Genomic DNA, 14503 nt, shown 5'->3' with positions numbered 1-14503 from the left:
GGACAGCAGAGCCGGTGTGGGCCCTTCGCGGTTCACACCGGCTTTTCGGTATCCGCCGGTGGCTCAGTCTTCCGCAACGGCCCGGCGGAACCGGTCGGTCCAGTCGCGCATCTCGGTGACCAGTTCCGGTGGCTCCAGAATGCGGAAATCGGCACCGGCCGTGCCCAGCGCCAGGATCGGCCAGTGCAGTGAGTCGGTGGACATGGTCACCCGGCAGTGGCCGGAATCGATCTCCGAAACGGTCGCGTAGCGGCCGATCCGTTCCTGGACGACCTCCGCGGCCGCCGAGACGATAACCACCACCCGGTAGGGGCGCGGGATATTGGCCATCCCCCGGCGCACGAACTCCGCCGGGTCGGTGGGCAGTTCGCGAGGACGGAACCGATAGCCGTCACCGCGGGCACCGGTGAGCCGGTCGATGCGGAAGCTGCGCCAGTCCTGGCGGGTGAGGTCGTAGGCGACGAGGTACCACCGTCGGGCCAGCGACACCATCCGGTGGGGTTCCACGGTGCGTTCGGTCCGGGTGCCGTCGGCGGCGGTGTAGGAGAAGCACAGCCGTTCACCGTCTCGGCAGGCCAGCGCGATCGTGGTCAGGGCGGCCGGATCGAGTGCGGCGCCGCTCGCGCCGGGCCAGCCGGCGGCTACGGTCATCGCGCGGATCGCCTCGACTCGCCGCCGCAGCCGCGGCGGCATCACCTGGACAACTTTCGCCAGCGCCCGCAGTGAGGATTCGGCGACGTCGTCCACCACCGACTGCGTCGCGCCCTGCAGGGCGACGACCAGGGCCACTGCCTCCTCGTCGTCGACCATCAGCGGTGGTAGGGCCGCACCGGCCGCGAGCTGGTAGCCGCCCTCCACGCCGCGCTGCGCCTGCACCGGATATCCCAGCTCCCGCAGCCGGTCGATATCCCGGCGCAGCGTCCGCGCAGAGACTCCCATCCGCTGCGCCAGCTCGGTACCCGGCCAGTACTTGTGCGTCTGCAGCAGCGACAGCAGTCGCAGTGTCCGGATGCTGGTATTCGCCATACCCTCAATTCTCCGACAATTGAGGTCAGAAACTGGCCGCTATGGGTTCTAGCGTGGTGACCATGACACAAACCAGCACCTCCACCGCGAACCTCACCGGCGAACGCGCCACCCTGCTCGCCGAGATCGCGAAGCAGCGCTTCTTCCTGCGCTTCACCGCCCGCGACCTGACCGACGCCCAGGCCGGCGCCCGGTCCACCGTCAGCGAACTGTGCATCGGCGGGCTGATCAAACACGTCACGGCCGTCGAGCAGTCGTGGGTGGACCACATCACCGACGGCATCCCCCAGAAGAACTTCGCCGATCTCACCGAAGCGGACTTCCAGGCCCGCACCGACGAGTTCCGGATGCTGCCGGGCGAGACCCTCGCGGACGTTCTCGCGGCCTACGAGGAGGTCGCGTGCCGCACCGACGAGATCGTCGCCCACACCGATCTGGACGTGCTGTGGCCGCTGCCGGAAGCGCCGTGGTTCAAGGAGGAACGAGCATGGTCCACCCGTCAGGTGCTGCTGCATCTGATCGCCGAAACCGCACAGCACAGCGGTCACGCCGACATCATCCGCGAGGCGATCGACGGATCGAAAACCATGGGCTGAGGACTACCGGCAATCATTGCCGAACGATGCGATTCGACCGTCCGGATCATTCCGGCCAGTTGTTGTCCTGGATGATCCGGACGAAATCCGCACGCTGGAACGAAGGCTCGAAATGGGCGATGACATCGTCGTTCATCGTGCCGAAGGTGGTCTGTGGCCGCTCGGCCATCCCGTCGTAGAACGCACGCAGGATCCGGTTCTTGAAGTCGGGGCGGGGATGGGCGGCGACCACTTCTGCGCGCTGCGTCTCGGTGAGACGGTCCAGATGCAGACCCAGCACATCGGTCTCCACGCCGAGGGTGACCGCGCCGACCTCCGGCGCCAGATGCATGGGCACCTCGGGGGTGGTGTGCAGGGCGATCGCCAGCCACACGGTGCGCGCCTCGTCCTCGGAGCGACCGTGGTCACGGAGGAAGCGGTAGGCCGCCTCGGCGCCGTCGATCTCGAACCGCTGCCCGGTGCTACGGTGCGCCGGCGTCAACCCGAGATCGTGGAACAGGGCACCGACGTACGCGAGTTCGGGATCGACCTCGACACCGCGGGCCATCGATTGCAGCATCCCCCACAGGAATACCCGCCGGGAGTGATGGAACAGAGTGTCGTCTTCGGTGCCGCGAACCAGCGCAGTGGCATCGGCGGCGAGGCGAGTGGCGGGCACGGTGATTCCGGCGATCTGCTCCGACATGGCGACTCCTTCGGAAGTGGTGGTCAGGCTGCGGTGTCGTGGTGCTCCGAAGCTTCGGATACCACCACGGTCGCCCGGATCACCTACAAGATCGAGAAAGTCCGGACATGTCTGCGTGTGGCCGGTGTGGGACACCACCGGCGCCTACGGATCGGTATCGCTCAGTCCGAAAATTCTTGTGACGCAGAGGTCCAGGAGTTCACCGAAGGCCGGGGCGGAGGAGATGTCCGGCGCCGCGATCACGCCGATCTCGAGACTTTCGGTGATGAAATCGACGTCGGCCCATCCTCCGCGGAACAACACGATCGCCAATTCCGCGCCGCGGAAGCTGTGCAGGTGCACACCCACCGACTCCGGATCCCGCACCCTGGAGCGATCGGTCTCCACCACTCGCGGCCGAGCGGCCACCGCGTCACGCCAGGTCGGCCCCTCCACCACCAGCCCCTGCTCGTGCCAGCCCATCCGGCGCAAGGAGATCTCGGCGGCGGCCCGATCGAGGTCGACTAACCGTTCCATACCTTGATTGTGGATTCCTTACCGAACCGACCGGCATCCCGCCTCACCGTGTACCGGCGCCGGCGAGCGCCGAGCCCGGCAGCGGCGTCCACGAGCAGCAGCGGCTCCGCGGCGGAGTACATCCCACAATCGGGGCCAGGTGGTTGACCGAAAGTGTGTAACGAGCACTCGTCTGCGCTGCTAGCGTCCCCAGCACGCGTGGGTCGCGCGGATTCGCGCTCGGGTGGAGGTGATTGGTTTGGGCGTCGGGATCGGGTCCGTTCTACACGGGGTTCGCCGCCGGGCTGTCGAAACGAGCGAGGCGGTGCGGGCACTGAACGTGTTGCGCGAGCGAGGGTTCATCGATCTGCGCAACCTCGGTGAGACGGTGCTGATGGCACGGGAGGCGCGGCGGCTGGGGCCGCAGGCCACCATGGTGCGGCATGCGGCGAGGATGTGGCCGCAACGCACGGCAGTGGTCGACGAGCGCGGCAGTATCGACTTCCGCGAACTGGACGAGGATTCCACCCGCCTTGCCCGCGGACTGCAGGCACTGGGGGTGGCGCCGGGAGATGTCATCGGCATTCTCGCCCGCGATCATCGCGGCCTGCTGCTGGCGATGGCAGCGGCCGGGAAGGCCGGCGCGCGGCTGGCCCTGATGAACACCGGATTCGCCAAACCGCAGTTCGCGCAGGTCTGCGAGCGCGAGCATGTCACCCTGGTGCTGCACGACAGCGAGTTCACCGGCCTGCTCGACGCCTTGCCGGCCGAGATACCACGGGTACTCACCTGGGTGGACGACGACGCGGAAGTCCCCGCGGAGGCGATGACGATCGAGGAACTGATCGCGGCACATGCACCGCAACAGCTGCCGCTGCCGCTGCCGAAGCAACCGGGTGGTTTCGTGATCCTCACCAGCGGTACCACCGGACTCCCCAAAGGCGCTCCACGCAAGACGGTTTCGCCGATCTCGTCGGCACAGATCGTGGACCGTATCCCGTTCCCGGCGCAGGGCACGATGCTCATCGTCTCCCCCATCTTCCACAGCACCGGCCAGGCCACCTGGATGGTCTCGGCCTCGCTGGGCGCGACGACCGTGACGATGCGCCGCTTCGATGCCGAGCAGACCCTGGCGCTGATCGCCGAACACCGGGTCGACATGCTGGTTGCCGTTCCCACGATGGTGCATCGGATGGTGGAACTCGAGGCCGAGGTCCGTGAACGCTACGACCTGTCGTCGCTGCGGTCGATCGTGCTGGCCGGGTCCGCACTGTCACCCGAACTCTGTCTGCGCGCCACCGAGGCCTTCGGACCGGTCCTCTACAACCTCTACGGCTCCACCGAATGTGCGGTGGCGACGGTCGCCCAGCCCGCGGATCTGATGCGGGCACCGGGTACTGCGGGTCGCGCTCCGGTCACCTGCGAGGTGGTGCTGTTCGATGAGCACGACCAGCGCGTGCACGGTGCGGATATCAAGGGCCGGGTCTTCATTCGCTCCGGGGCACCGTTCGAGGGCTATACCGACGGCCGCCACAAGCAGATCATCGACGGCTACATGTCCTCCGGCGACGTCGGCCACTTCGACGCGGACGGACTGCTGTTCATCGACGGCCGCGACGACGACATGATCGTCTCCGGCGGCGAGAACGTCTTCCCGCAGGAGGTCGAGAATCTGCTGCTGGAGCACGCGGACGTCTCCGACGCTGCCGTGGTGGGGGTCGACGATGTCGAATTCGGGAAACGGCTGCGCGCGTTCGTCGTCCCCGAGCCCGGCGTCACCTTGGATCCCGAACAGATCAAGGCCTATGTGAAGGGCACCCTCGCCCGCTACAAGGTGCCGCGCGAGGTGATCTTCCTCGAGGAGCTGCCGCGCAACGCCACGGGCAAGCTGCTGCGGCGGATTCTGGTGGAGTACCAGGTCACATAGCACTCTCGTACCCGATGTGCGATACCGTCGGTTACAGAGACGCGAACCACAGTCCGACCCCCGTGCTTGCTAGGGTTAGCAGGCACTGGATCTCGATGTTGCGGGCCCGCCTACCTGGTGGTTTCCGCGGAAGGTTGTACCTATGTCAGCTGTCCTTCCGTCAGCAAGCGCCGCCCTGGGAAAGCTCCGAAAGGCCGGAGATCTGGCTCAGGGGGTCAATGTGATGCGCAAGCGCGGACTGTTCAGTCCGCTGCGCCTCGACCATGCGGTGAGCTCGGCATTGAACGTCACCAAGTTCGGTCCGTTCGCGGGCGTGATCATGCACGCCGCCAAGACCAATCCGAATGCTCCGGCGCTGCTCGACGAACGTGGAGAGCTGACCTTCGCGGAGGTCGACGCGCAGTCCAATGAGCTGGCTCGCGGACTGGCCGCTCAGGGACTGGGCCAGGGTGACGTGGTGGCCTTGCTGGCGCGCGACCATCGCGGCATGGTGCTGAGCCTGGCCGCGACGGGCAAGCTGGGCATCCGCGCGGTGCTGATGAACACCGGCTTCGCCAAACCGCAGTTCGCCGACGTGGCGGCGCGCGAGCAGGTGAAGCTGGTGCTGCACGACAGCGAGTTCTTCGATCTCATGGGCGCCATCCCGTCCGAGATCCCCCGCATCCTCACCTGGGTGGACGAAGCCGACAACGCCGACCCCGCGACCCCCACCATCGATTCACTGCGTTCCGGGCAGTCACCCGACCCCCTCGCCGCACCGGCCACACCGGGCGGCACGGTGATCCTGACCTCCGGTACCACCGGCACCCCGAAGGGAGCGCCGCGGGACAAGGTCAGCCCCTTCATCTCCGCCCAGTTCCTGGACCGGATCCCCTTGCCACGCAACGGATCCATGGTGGTTGCCGCGCCGGTCTTCCACGCTACCGGCCTGTCCCAGTTCACCCTGGGGCTCTCGCTGGGGAACCGGATGATCTTCCAGCAGCGCCGCTTCGACCCGGAGCGCACGCTCGCCAACATCGACAAGTACAAGGCCGACTCACTGGTCGTGGTGCCGACCATGCTCCAGCGCATGCTCGACCTGCCCGCCGAAACGCTCGCCAAGTACGACATGTCCTCGCTGCGAATGATTTTCGCCGCCGGATCGGCGATCCCGCCGGATGTGGTGACCCGCAGCCTGGACTACTTCGGTGAGGTGCTCTACAACGTCTACGGCTCGACCGAGTGTGCACTGATCACGGTGGCGAGCCCGGAGGATCTGCGCAAGGCACCGAATACCGCGGGCCGGCCTCCGCTGGGTATCCACCTGGCGCTCTACGACGAGAATCGCAAGCCCATCACCGAGCCCAACGTCACGGGCACGATCTTCATCGAGAACGCGCACTCGTTCAAGGCCTACACCGACGGTCGCACCAAGGAAACCGTCGACGGCAAGATGTCCAGTGGCGACGTCGGGCACTTCGACGAGAACGGTCTGCTGTTCATCGACGGCCGCGACGACGACATGATCATCTCGGGCGGCGAGAACGTCTTCCCCCAGGAGGTCGAGCACCTCATCGCCGATCGTGCCGACGTGCAGGAGGCCGCGGTCATCGGTGTCGACGACAACGAATTCGGGAAACGTCTGCGCGCCTTCGTCGTTCCGGGCCCGGAATCCCGGCGTGACGGCCAGGAGATCAAGGACTACGTGAAGGCGAACCTCGCCCGCTACAAGGTGCCGCGCGAGGTGATCTTCCTCGACGAGCTCCCCCGCAACGCGACCGGCAAACTGCTGCGCAAGCCGCTCGCCGAAATGGATGTCTCCGGCGAGTGATCCCGCGCGTCGCACCTGCCACGCCCGCGGCCGGCACCTTCGGCGCGGCCGTCCGGTGACAGCACATCGCAGGGCCGCGGTGTCCGGCAGGTGAGTTTCGGCGGTAGCGGTAGCCGGCCGGGGCTCGTCGCGGGCTGGGCTAGGATCAGCGCGTGATCTCCCGTCCCGGCCTGCTCCCGGCCCGCACCCCGGTTTCGGCGCACACGCGCCGGGCTGCCGTGGCGCGGTTGCGCGGCGCATCGGCCGGGTCGGTGTCGGGGGCCCTGTCGATCGCCGCGCACGGCTGGGCGGCGGATGCGATGCCGATGCCGTCGAGCGCGCTGATGATGCTCGTGGCCGCCTCCACCGTCGTCGGAGCGCTGGTGGCCGGGATCGCCCCGCTGCGCACCTCGACTGTCGGTCTCGTGGCCGCGCTCTGGGGCGGACAGCTGGTCGGGCACACGGTGCTCTCGACCGAGATGGCCGGCATGCATCATGTCCCGCTGTGGTCGCCGTCCATGCTGTGCGCCCACCTCGTCGGCGCCCTCTGCGCCGCAGTCGTGATCCTCGGTGCCGAGGCCGCCTACCGGATCGGTACGGCCGTGGCGCGCGTACTGCCCGTGCCGGTGCTGCACCCGACGGTTTCCGACTCCCTGATCCCCCGCAGCGTCCACCGCGACCGGGTGATTCTGCGGATCTTCCCCGCCGACACCTTCCGCACCCGCGGACCACCCCTTCCTGTCTTCAGCTGAGTCAACTCAACACCCATATTCGTCCAACGCACCGCATCGAGAATCGGTACGCGACAACCGGCTCGCACCTGTCCCGTGCTTCCATGACCCTTCGGTGCCGATCGGGCCTCCGCAGCCGTCCACAGTGACGAGGCGGGCCGGGGGAACGATCGACGCGCACAGCGGGTGATCACGCCCGGGCCCACCGAGTAGCTCGTGGCTTTCGGGACAGCCGAGGCCTGAAGATTCTCGGGCACAGCTGCCTCCTTCGGGAACAGCTGGTGAGTACCCGGCAGCAGTAGCCGGTAGCCGCCGAGTACCCGACCGATCACGCACCCGAGCCCGATTCCCGCCGGCGAGCACGGCTCGGTCGGCGCGAGGCGCGTCAACGCTGCGGACACTGTTCCGGCGTACGCCTGCCGGCAGTGCCGTTGCGCTCCACGCTCTCGAGGTACCCCGCCAGCAGGATCCGCGCAGCCGAGCAACGGTTGACGGACCGGTCGCAGGGCGGGCGCCCCGAGGCGGGAGTGTCCGTGGTCCGCACGCCCGTGCGGTCGCCGATGCTGTCACCGCGCCGGATCGTCGTCCGGCAGGGACCGGCACCGGCGTGCGAGTGCGCGGGATTTTCCGGCGCACGGCGAAGGTGGGTGCCCTCGAAACAGGAGCATCGACAGTGAGCATTACCGATACGGCTGCCGGAACGGATCCGCAGCCGGAGAAATCGCCGCCCGATCACGTGCGGCACATCCCGCCGGGACCGTCCCGGCCCGGCGGGGTACGCGCGGTGCAGGCGCTGGCCGTGCGGCTACATTTCTATGCCGGTGTCTTCGTGGCACCGTTCATTCTGATCGCCGCGGTCACCGGGGCGCTGTACGCGGTGGCGCCGACCTTGGAGTCGATGGTGGACCGCGATCTGCTGCATGTGGATTCGACCGGCCCGGCGCTTTCGCTGTCGGAGCAGGTCACCGCGGCGGTCTCCACACAGCCCTCGCTGACGCCGGTCGCGGTCGACCCGGCGCAGCAGGCCGGCGACACCACGCGGGTGCTCTTCGACGATCCGAGTCTCGGGGAGTCGGAGCGCCGCGCGGTATTCGTCGATCCGGCGACCGCGCATCCGGTCGGCGACAGCGTCGTCTACGGAAGTACCGGAGCGCTGCCGCTGCGCACCTGGATCGATGTGCTGCACCGGAATCTGCATCTGGGCGAATTCGGCCGGCTGTACAGCGAGACGGCCGCGTCCTGGATGTGGGTCATCGCACTCGCCGGGCTGGTGGTGTGGGTGCGCCGCTCCGGCGGCTCGTGGCGACGGCTGGTGTGGCGGAGCCGGGCCAGTGGACGAGCCCAACGGATCAGCCGGCACGCCACCGTCGGGGTGTGGATTCTGCTGCCACTGCTGTTTCTTTCGGCCACCGGACTCACCTGGTCGGCGCACGCCGGCAGTCACATCACCTCGATGCGGGAACAGTTGAGCTGGACCACCCCCGCGGTCGATACCGCACTGTCGGGGACAGCGGCGGAGCCGGGACACGGTGGAGGGCACGCCGGACACGGCGGCCATGCCATGTCGCCGTCCGGCCCGGCGTCGATGCCCGCCGAGCGAATCACGCAGGTGGACACGGTGCTCGAGACCGCTCGCGCACACAACCTCGAGGGCCCGCTCGAAATCACCGTCCCCACAGACGATCACACTGCTTTCACGGTGCAGGAGCGACGCCTGTCGGGGGTGTACACCCAGGATTCCGTCGCGGTGGACGGTGCGACCGGCGAGGTCACCTCTCTGCTGCGCTACGAGGACTGGCCGCTGCCGGCCAAACTCGCCAACTGGGGCATTCAGCTGCATATGGGCATGCTCTTCGGCCCCGCCAATCAACTGTTACTGCTCGCCACGATGGTCGCCCTGATCGTCGTGATCGGCCGGGGCTACCTGATGTGGTGGCGCCGGCGGCCGACGCGCCGAACCGGACGGGTCGCGCTCGGCCGGGCTCCCGCACGCGGGATGCTCCGGCAGGCACCGTGGTGGATCGGTGTGCCGCTGGTGGCGGCCGCGGTGCTGCTCGGTTGGTTCGCCCCCGTACTCGGGGTAACGCTGTGCGCCTTCCTGATCGTCGATCTCGGCCTCGCCCTGCGCGCTCACCGGAGAACAACTACCGAAACCTGACCTCCCTGCAGCACAACAGATTCGGCGTCGATCCGCCTGGACAGGCTTCGGCACACCACGCGCCGAAACACGACCGCTGACGGCAACCGTCCGGCATCTGCCACGACTCCGAACAACCTCTGCCGACAACGCTTCCGGCGACCCGCGCTACAGCGCTGCCCGTTTCCGGAGCCACCGGCACATCACCCGCAACCTTCAGATACCTGACATCACAAAGGAATTCACCTATGCGTATCAAGCACCTCGCCGCCACCGCCGCTGTCGTCGCCGCGGCGCTGGGACTGAGCAGCGCAACCGCCGGCGCCGCGCCCGCACCCGACACCGCCGTGAACTTCCGGGCCACTCCCACCGCCACCGGAACCGTCATCTCCACCGACGCCGGTTCACTGTCGGCCGACAACGGCGTATTCACCATCGCGGCTGCCGACGGCACGGTGCTCGCCGGCACCGAGTTGTCCTTCCGGGTAGACGATTTCGTCTTCCCGATCGAGGCGAGCATCCACGGCCACACCGCCACCCTGACTCCGAAATTCGATCTCGCGCACGCGGCCTACCGACCGGTGACTGCGCCGTCCGCGGTGCCGGCGGCCATACCTTCCGCGGCCCCGGCGGCCATGCCGTTCGAGGACAGTGCCCCGTGGAAGACACCGTACGACCGTGAGCAGGCGGCGTGGTCCCGGATGACCAGCACGATCGGCGTGGGCGCATCCATCGGCACCCTGGTCGGCGGCATCGGCGGAGCCGGTATCGGATGTGTGCTGGGCGGTATCGCCGGGGCCACGGTGGCCTCCGCGACGATCGTCGGCATGTTCGGCCCGTTCATTCCGGCCGCGATCCTCGGATGCCTGGGCGGGGTACTGGCGATCGGGGCGCTCGGCACGGTGGCCGGTCAGCTCCTCGTGACCGCACCGGTCGCGATCATGGCCGCGGCACAGTACTTCACCACCGTCAATTCCCCCTTCCCCGCGAAGTGACGGTCGGCGGATAGTCGAACACCGGGAGTCGGCGGCAGCCCTGCCGCCGACTCCCGCACCGCGGCCCGCCCGACACCCGGGAGCAGGGGTGACGGTGCAGGTGGGCAGCAGTGGCACCGGCGGCGGGCCGCGACGCATCGCCGAATCGGGATAATGAGGGCAACCACACCAGGTTCTCGTGCACCCGGAGCCAGAGGAGTGACCGCGCTATGAACAACTCCCGGATCTACCGCGCCGCACTCACCGGTGTCGCCGCTGTCGCGGCCGCCGTGATCGCGGCCGCGCCGGCCCTCGCCCACGTGACGGTCTCCGGGCCGGACGCTTCCCGCGGCGGTTCGGGCGTGCTGACCTTCCGGGTACCGAACGAGTCGCCCACGGGCAGTGCGACGACCCGGTTGAATGTGCACTTCCCGCCGCTGTCGCACGCCGAAACCGAACCGACCCCCGGCTGGAAGACCGCAGTCACCCGCGACGACAACCACGAAGTCATCGGGATCACCTGGACCGCTGCTCAGGGCGGCGGCATCGGCCCCGGGGAGTTCGAACAGTTCTCGGTACTGGCCGACGGACTGCCCGATACCGACATGCTCGTCCTGCCCGCCACCCAGACCTACGCCGACGGCACGGTCGTCGACTGGGACCAGCAACCCGCCGACCAGGAGCCCGAATTCCCGGCACCGGCGCTGAGCCTGGCGCCGGCCGGAGAGCACTCGGCTGGTGACCACGGTGATGTGCATGCCACCCCGGCCACTGCCGAGGGCGAGGACTACGACCACACCGCGCGCTGGCTGGCCGGTATCGCCATCGTGCTCGCCTCGCTGGGGGTGCTCGGCGCGGCGGCGGTCCTGACCCGGCTGCGCTCCTGATCCACCCGAGAGTTGGGACGAACCATGGCGCAGCAGCGCATCGGCATCATCGGGGCCGGCATTCTGGGACCCGCGATCGGGCGGGAACTCTTGCGGCGCCGGCCCGGGGCCCGGGTGATCGTGGTGGACAAGGAGGACGGGGTCGCCGTCCACCAGACCGGGCACAACTCCGGTGTCGTCCATGCCGGCATCTACTACGAACCCGGCTCCTTGAAGGCCACCCTGTGCGCGCGTGGCCGGAATCTGTTGCGGGACTATTGCGCCGAGAAGAACCTGCCCTACGACGAGGTCGGGAAGCTGGTTGTCGCCGTCACTCCGGAGGACGTGGCGCGCATGGATGCGCTCGCTGCACGAGCGGGCGCCAATGGGGTGCCGGGTCTGCGGCGCGTCGATGCGGCCGGGATCCGGGAGATCGAACCGCACGCGGCCGGGCTGGCGGCACTGCATTCACCGCACACCGCGATCACCGACTACCAGCGAGTCGCCGCGGCGTTCGCCGACGATATCGTGACCGCCGGCGGGGAGATCCGGTTGTCGTTTCCGGTGACGGCGATCTCCCGGCACGCGGGCGGAGTCGAGATCGGCTCGAACGCCGGATCCGTGACGGTCGACCGGTTGATCATCTGTGCCGGTCTGCACAGCGATGTGGTGTCCGGGCTGGCCGCAGACGTGCCGGGCCCCCGGATCGTTCCGTTCCGTGGCGAGTACATGCTGGTGCGCCCGGAGAAGAAGGATATGGTGCGCGGGCTGATCTACCCGGTCCCCGATCCGCGGTATCCGTTTCTCGGCGTTCACTTCACCCGCCGGATCAATGGCGAGGTGGAGGTCGGACCGAACGCGGTCCTCTCCTTTGCCCGTGAGGGGTACCGGCGATCGTCGTTCTCCGTACCGGATCTGCGTGCGCTCGCGAGCTGGCCGGGCACCTGGCGGATGGCACGCCGGCACTGGCGCACCGGGATACGCGAAATGCACGGATCGTTGTCGGTGAGTGCCTATATGAAGGAGGCTGCGCAGTACGTCCCCGAGATCGGCGTAGCCGATGTGCGTCGGGCGGGCGCCGGTGTCCGCGCGCAGGCCGTCGACGCCGACGGGACGCTGGTCGACGACTTCCGTATTCACCGTCTGGGTCCGATCATCGCGGTCCGCAACGCCCCGTCCCCGGCCGCCACCTCGAGTATGGCGATCGCCGAACACGTGGTCGATCATCTCGATGAACGGCCGTAGTGAGCCGACTCCGAACCGGTTACGCCTCCGGCGCGTCGGTGCTGTCACCGTCCGATGCGGCGGTATCCGGCGCGGCGGTGTCCGGTGCGGTGAGCGCGCGCACCGGTCGCAGTGCCACCCACAGCAGGAATGCCGCGGCCGCCACCAGCATGCCGATCCCGGCCCACAGGTTGACGTTCCAGCCGCCGGTGCGGACGCGATCGGCAGCGGACTGTCCGACGAGCGCGGTGACGACGAGGATCACGCCGTAGCACCCGAGCAACGCACCGACGATGGTGCGGATATCGAAAAGCATCGCGTCACTTCCTCATCCGACGACAATATTCAGGACGATCACGATCACCAGCGCGATACCCGCCAGCAGCACCGGACGCTGATACCACGGCAGGGTGGCGGCATCCGGGTCGGTCAGCTGCGCCTTCGGCGTTTCCGAATAGACCAGCCCGGCCAGTTCCGCGGCAGGTTTCGGCGTGGTCCACAGACTCACCACGACACTCAGCACGATATCGACCACGAAGGCGACACCGGCGGCCACGAAGCTCGACCCCTGGCCGGACAGATTGATCACCCCGGTTTCCTGCATGAGGAAAACCACCACGGCACACAGCGTTCCGAAGACCAGCCCGACCCAGCCGGCGGTCGGGGTCATCCGCTTCCAGAACATGCCGAGGATGAAGGTGGCGAACAGTGGCGCGTTGAAAAACGAGAACAGCGTCTGCAGGTAGTCCATCATGTTGGAGAAGCTGCCCGCGATGAACGCGGTGCCGATCGCGATCGCGGTGGCACCGACCGTGGCCAGGCGGCCGATGGTCAGGTAGTAGCCGTCGGGTTTGTCCTTGACCACGTACTGCTGCCACAGGTCGTAGCTGAAGACCGTATTGAAGGCGGAGATGTTGGCCGCCATCCCGGCCATGAACGCGGCCAGCAGGCCGGCGAGCCCGACCCCCAGCAGGCCGTTCGGCAACACCTCTTTCATCAGATACAGCAGCGCCTGATTGTAGGTGGCGTCCCCGGTTCCGCTGGTCTTCAGCTCGGCGATCTGCGGTATCAGCAGGGCGCTGATCATGCCCGGAACGACGACGATGAAGGGGATGAACATCTTCGGATACGCGCCGATGATCGGGGTGCGCCGCGCGGCCGAGATGGAGTGCGTGGCCAGGGCACGCTGCACTTCGACGAAGTTCGTGGTCCAGTAGCCGAAGGAGAGCACGAATCCGAGGCCGAGCACGATACCCAGCACCGACATGAAGTTGTCGGAGAAGCCACTGAGCTCGTTGCCGGGCCAGGAGTGCAGCTGCTGATCGCCGTCGGGTGTCGCGGCGACCTTGTCCTTCAAACCGCTCACTCCGCCGACGCGGTGCAGACCGACCAGGGTCAGCGGGAGCAGCGCGGCCACGATGACGAAGAACTGCAGCACCTCGTTGTAGATCGCGGCCGACAATCCACCGAGGGTGATGTAGGACAGCACGATGACCGCGGCCACGATCACCGACACCCACAGCGGCCAGCCGAGCAGCACGTTGACGATCGAGCCGAGCAGATACAGGTTCACCCCGGCGATGAGAACCTGAGCGACTGCGAAACTGAGTGCGTTGACCAGGTGAGCCCCGGTACCGAACCGGCGCCGCATGAATTCCGGCACACTGCGCACCTTGGAGCCGTAGTAGAACGGCATCATCACCACGCCCAGGAACAGCATGGCCGGTACCGCGCCGATCCAGAAGTAGTGCATCGTCGGCATCCCGTATTCGGCACCGTTGGCCGACATCCCCATGATCTCGACGGCGCCGAGGTTGGCGGAGATGAATGCCAGACCGGTGACCCAGGCCGGCAGCGAGCGCCCCGACAGGAAGAAGTCGATACTCGACGACACCCGCGCTCGCGCCATCAAACCGATGCCGAGCACGAAGACGAAATACACCGCCACGAGCGCGTAATCGACGGGAGCGGCGTCGAGCCGGAGTTGATCGGCCGACAGGTACACCACCGCCGGATCGAGGTGCTGCGATGACTCGGCAACGGGCTGCATACG

Annotated in this window: 13 protein-coding genes; 8 read left to right on the top strand and 5 right to left on the bottom strand. The window is 67.7% G+C overall.

All coding sequences use genetic code 11. From position 1 onward, the window contains the following. Positions 1–63: 63 nt before the first annotated feature. Positions 64–1026, bottom strand: coding sequence for a helix-turn-helix transcriptional regulator (locus NV2_RS08540; RefSeq protein ID WP_067871011.1), 963 nt, complete (start codon positions 1024–1026; stop codon positions 64–66). Between the two features lie 62 nt (positions 1027–1088). On the opposite strand from NV2_RS08540, the gene NV2_RS08535 reads away from it, so the two are divergent. After that, positions 1089–1622, top strand: a complete 534-nt coding sequence (locus tag NV2_RS08535) for a DinB family protein (protein ID WP_084474243.1) — start codon at positions 1089–1091, stop codon at positions 1620–1622. 46 nt (positions 1623–1668) lie between these two features. On the opposite strand, the gene NV2_RS08530 is transcribed toward NV2_RS08535, so the two are convergent. Continuing rightward, a complete protein-coding gene (locus NV2_RS08530) occupies positions 1669–2307 on the bottom strand; it encodes an HD domain-containing protein (RefSeq protein ID WP_067871009.1) in 639 nt (212 codons plus the stop codon). 144 nt (positions 2308–2451) lie between these two features. After that, the gene (locus NV2_RS08525; RefSeq protein ID WP_067871008.1) at positions 2452–2823 is read right to left on the bottom strand and encodes a hypothetical protein; all 372 of its coding nucleotides are present in this window, start codon (positions 2821–2823) and stop codon (positions 2452–2454) included. Positions 2824–3073: 250 nt separating this feature from the next. On the opposite strand from NV2_RS08525, the gene NV2_RS08520 reads away from it, so the two are divergent. The 7 genes from NV2_RS08520 to lhgD all read left to right on the top strand — a co-directional run bounded on the left by NV2_RS08520 (position 3074) and on the right by lhgD (position 12471). Continuing rightward, the gene (locus tag NV2_RS08520) at positions 3074–4729 is read left to right on the top strand and encodes an acyl-CoA synthetase (RefSeq protein ID WP_067871194.1); all 1656 of its coding nucleotides are present in this window, start codon (positions 3074–3076) and stop codon (positions 4727–4729) included. A 142-nt stretch (positions 4730–4871) separates the two neighbouring features. After that, positions 4872–6539, top strand: coding sequence for an acyl-CoA synthetase (locus tag NV2_RS08515; RefSeq protein ID WP_067871007.1), 1668 nt, complete (start codon positions 4872–4874; stop codon positions 6537–6539). Between the two features lie 152 nt (positions 6540–6691). Further along, a complete protein-coding gene (locus NV2_RS08510) occupies positions 6692–7270 on the top strand; it encodes a hypothetical protein (protein WP_245662511.1) in 579 nt (192 codons plus the stop codon). A gap of 652 nt (positions 7271–7922) precedes the next feature. Continuing rightward, positions 7923–9407 (top strand): PepSY-associated TM helix domain-containing protein, encoded by a 1485-nt coding sequence (locus tag NV2_RS08505; RefSeq protein WP_307613307.1) that lies wholly within the window; start codon positions 7923–7925, stop codon positions 9405–9407. 227 nt (positions 9408–9634) lie between these two features. Further along, complete coding sequence (locus NV2_RS08500) at positions 9635–10381, top strand: DUF8020 domain-containing protein (RefSeq protein ID WP_067871006.1); 747 nt, start codon at positions 9635–9637, stop codon at positions 10379–10381. A 209-nt stretch (positions 10382–10590) separates the two neighbouring features. Then, complete coding sequence (locus NV2_RS08495) at positions 10591–11247, top strand: YcnI family copper-binding membrane protein (protein WP_067871005.1); 657 nt, start codon at positions 10591–10593, stop codon at positions 11245–11247. 24 nt (positions 11248–11271) lie between these two features. Then, positions 11272–12471 carry an L-2-hydroxyglutarate dehydrogenase gene (lhgD, locus tag NV2_RS08490; protein ID WP_067871004.1) on the top strand — a complete coding sequence of 400 codons (1200 nt, stop codon included), beginning with the start codon at positions 11272–11274 and terminating at the stop codon, positions 12469–12471. 19 nt (positions 12472–12490) lie between these two features. Here the strand turns inward: lhgD and NV2_RS08485 are convergent, their stop codons facing one another. Both NV2_RS08485 and NV2_RS08480 read right to left on the bottom strand, forming a co-directional pair. Beyond that, complete coding sequence (locus NV2_RS08485) at positions 12491–12766, bottom strand: hypothetical protein (protein WP_084474179.1); 276 nt, start codon at positions 12764–12766, stop codon at positions 12491–12493. Positions 12767–12778: 12 nt separating this feature from the next. Continuing rightward, positions 12779–14500: a sodium:solute symporter family protein gene (locus tag NV2_RS08480; protein ID WP_084474177.1), complete on the bottom strand. Its 1722-nt coding sequence runs from the start codon at positions 14498–14500 to the stop codon at positions 12779–12781. Positions 14501–14503 lie beyond the last annotated feature (3 nt).

This window comes from Nocardia vermiculata NBRC 100427, from assembly GCF_001613265.1.
GTDB lineage: Bacteria > Actinomycetota > Actinomycetes > Mycobacteriales > Mycobacteriaceae > Nocardia > Nocardia vermiculata.
The sequence above is the reverse complement of the archived record's forward strand: the minus strand, read 5'-3'. Positions and strand labels throughout refer to the sequence as shown.

Excerpts from the sequence above, each read along its gene's own strand:
- NV2_RS08480 (WP_084474177.1), bottom strand. The coding sequence starts at position 14,500 with ATGCAGCCCGTTGCCGAGTCATCGCAGCACCTCGATCCGGCGGTGGTG.
- NV2_RS08530 (WP_067871009.1), bottom strand. The coding sequence starts at position 2,307 with ATGTCGGAGCAGATCGCCGGAATCACCGTGCCCGCCACTCGCCTCGCC.
- NV2_RS08485 (WP_084474179.1), bottom strand. The coding sequence starts at position 12,766 with ATGCTTTTCGATATCCGCACCATCGTCGGTGCGTTGCTCGGGTGCTAC.
- NV2_RS08525 (WP_067871008.1), bottom strand. The coding sequence starts at position 2,823 with ATGGAACGGTTAGTCGACCTCGATCGGGCCGCCGCCGAGATCTCCTTG.
- lhgD (WP_067871004.1), top strand. The coding sequence starts at position 11,272 with ATGGCGCAGCAGCGCATCGGCATCATCGGGGCCGGCATTCTGGGACCC.
- NV2_RS08495 (WP_067871005.1), top strand. The coding sequence starts at position 10,591 with ATGAACAACTCCCGGATCTACCGCGCCGCACTCACCGGTGTCGCCGCT.
- NV2_RS08540 (WP_067871011.1), bottom strand. The coding sequence starts at position 1,026 with ATGGCGAATACCAGCATCCGGACACTGCGACTGCTGTCGCTGCTGCAG.
- NV2_RS08515 (WP_067871007.1), top strand. The coding sequence starts at position 4,872 with ATGTCAGCTGTCCTTCCGTCAGCAAGCGCCGCCCTGGGAAAGCTCCGA.
- NV2_RS08500 (WP_067871006.1), top strand. The coding sequence starts at position 9,635 with ATGCGTATCAAGCACCTCGCCGCCACCGCCGCTGTCGTCGCCGCGGCG.
- NV2_RS08535 (WP_084474243.1), top strand. The coding sequence starts at position 1,089 with ATGACACAAACCAGCACCTCCACCGCGAACCTCACCGGCGAACGCGCC.